We start from the raw sequence: 2,553 nt of genomic DNA on the forward strand, positions 1-2,553 counted from the left end.
CCTTCCTCGGCATTCCCTATGCACGCCCGCCGGTCGGCGACCTGCGCTGGGCGCCGCCACGGCCGCCCGCCGCGCACGACGCGACGCTGCAGGCCCAGGCCTTCGGCACCGCCTGCCTGCAGGCGCCCGAGACCAATGTCGACGGCCGCTCGGCCGAGGACTGCCTCTATCTCAATGTCTGGAAGCCCGCGGACGCGAAGCCCGGCGACCGGCTGCCGGTGCTGGTCTACATCCACGGCGGCGCCTTCGTGCTCGGCTCGGGCTCGCAGGCCTCGGGCACGCTCGCGGCGCGCGGCGGCGTCGTGGTGGTGAGCTTCAACTACCGGCTCGGCGCGCTCGGCTACCTCGCCAACCGCTCGCTGCGCGCGCTCAACCGCGACGGCAGCCTCGGCAACTTCGCGCTGATGGACCAGATCGCCGCGCTCGAATGGGTGCAGCGCAACATCGCTTCGTTCGGCGGCGACGCGGGCAAGGTCACGATCTGGGGCACCTCGGCCGGCGCCACGCAGAGCTTCTCGCTGCTGCAGTCGCCGAAAGCCCGGGGCCTGTTCCACCGCGCCGTGATGCAGAGCGGCGGTGGCGGCGAGTACTCGAACCAGGGCATGGACACGGCGCTGGGCATCGGCGATGCCGCGGTCGCCAGGCTGGGCTGCGCCGGCAAGGCCGACGATGCCGCCACCGTCGCCTGCCTGCGCGGCCTGCCGGCCTCGGCGCTGCTGGCCGTGGGCGGCAGCAAGTGGCGGCCCACGGTCGACGCGCAGGTGCTCACGCAGGTGCCGGCGCGCGCCTTCGAGAGCGGCAACTTCAACCAGGTGCCGGTGATGATCGGCGGCGTGTACGACGAGGGCACCCTGTTCGTCGACAGCAGGCTCGGCGCCGATGTCTACCCGTTCTACCTGCGCGGCCTCGCGCCCGCGGGCTTCGACACCACGGCCATCGAGGCGGCCTACCCGCTCTCGCGCTTCGCGGTGCCGGCGCAGGGCGTCGCGCGCGCCATCGGCGACGGCATGTACGCCTGCGGCAACAGCGCGCGGCGCGGCGCGCTCTCGGCCTGGGTGCCGGTCTACGGCTGGGAGTTCACCGACCCGGTGCTGTCCTTCCCCGCCAGGCCCTCGGCCTTCTACTACGGCAGCGCGCACGGCATGGACAGCTTCTATTTCGGCGACATGGCCGACCAGCTCGCGGGCTATCCGTACCTCGATGCCGCCGACACCACGGCCGCGGGCGGCGATGCCGCCGTGGCCACGCAGCGCCGAGCGCTCGCCGCGCAGATGAGCAGCTACCTGCTCAACTTCGTGCGCAGCGGCGATCCGAACCAGGGCTCGCCGGTCGCCACGCCCTGGCCGCGCTTCGCCTCCCCGGCCGACCCCGCGCTGATCGCCTTCGGCTATCCCGCGATCGGTGTCACGCGCGGCGACTTCGAGCGCACGCACCGCTGCGACACGCTGTGGGGGCCGGGCGTGTTCCCGCCGATCTACTGATGAACACCACCATGCATTCCACAGACTCCCCTTCCGCGGACGCCGACACGCAGGCCGTCATCGACCACCTCGCGGCGCGCCAGCAGCCCATCGTGGCCTGGCTCGAGGACTTCCTGCGCATTCCCAGCGTGAGCGCCGACCCGGCCTTCGCGCCCGGCATGGACACGGCGCGCCGCTTCCTGCTCGAGCGGCTGCGCGCCATCGGCCTGCACGAGGTGCAGTTGCTCGACGGCGGCGGCGAGCCCGCGGTGTACGGCGAATGGAACGGCGCGCCCGGCAAGCCGACCCTGATGGTCTACGGCCACTACGACGTGCAGCCCGCCGACCCGCTCGCGCTGTGGCGCACGCCGCCGTTCGAGCCGGCCACGGTCGACGGCCGGCTCTATGCGCGCGGCAGTTCCGACGTGAAGGGCTCGACCACCATCGCGCTCGAGACCATCGCGGCCTTCCTCGCGGTGCGCGGCGGCTGCCCGGTCAACATCAAGGTCTTCCTCGAGGGCGAGGAGGAGACCGGCAGCCCCTCGCTGCGCCGCCTGGTCGAGCGCCATCGCGCGCTGCTGCGGGCCGATGCGGTGCTGTCGGCCGACGGCGGCCGCGCGAGCGCCGAGGTGCCGACGATCAATACCGGCGCGCGCGGCAATGCGCAGCTCGAGGTGCGCCTGCGCAGCGCGCACAAGGACCTGCACTCGGGCCGCTACGGCGGCGGCGTGCGCAACGCGCTGCACGAGATGGCGCGGCTCATCGCCTCGCTGCACCATGCCGACGGCGGCGTGGCGGTCGAGGGCTTCCATGCCGGCGCGCAGCCGCCGACGCCGCGGCAGCGCGCCGACACCGCGGCCTTTCCCTACGACGAGGCCGCCTTCTTCGCGGACGTGGGCGGCAGCGGCCACGGCGAGCCCGGCTACAGCGCGCGCGAGCGCATCACGCTGCGCCCGGCGCTCGACGTCAACGGCCTGTGGGGCGGCTACACCGGCGAGGGCGGCAAGACCATCGTGCCCTGCGAGGCCGGCGCCAAGCTGACCGCGCGCGTGGTCGCGGGCCAGGATCCGGGCGCCGTCATCCGCGCCGTGCT

Annotated in this window: 2 protein-coding genes; both read left to right on the forward strand. The window is 73.6% G+C overall.

Translation table 11 applies throughout. The annotated features are described in order from the left end of the window. A partial coding sequence (locus tag AC27VN_RS38555) for a carboxylesterase/lipase family protein (protein WP_490880079.1) occupies window positions 1-1,481 on the forward strand: 1,481 nt, incomplete at its 5' end. Window positions 1,482-1,492: 11 nt separating this feature from the next. Further along, a partial coding sequence (locus AC27VN_RS38560) for a M20/M25/M40 family metallo-hydrolase (RefSeq protein WP_490880080.1) occupies window positions 1,493-2,553 on the forward strand: 1,061 nt, incomplete at its 3' end.

This window comes from Variovorax sp. 20P10.2.4 (assembly GCF_058244205.1).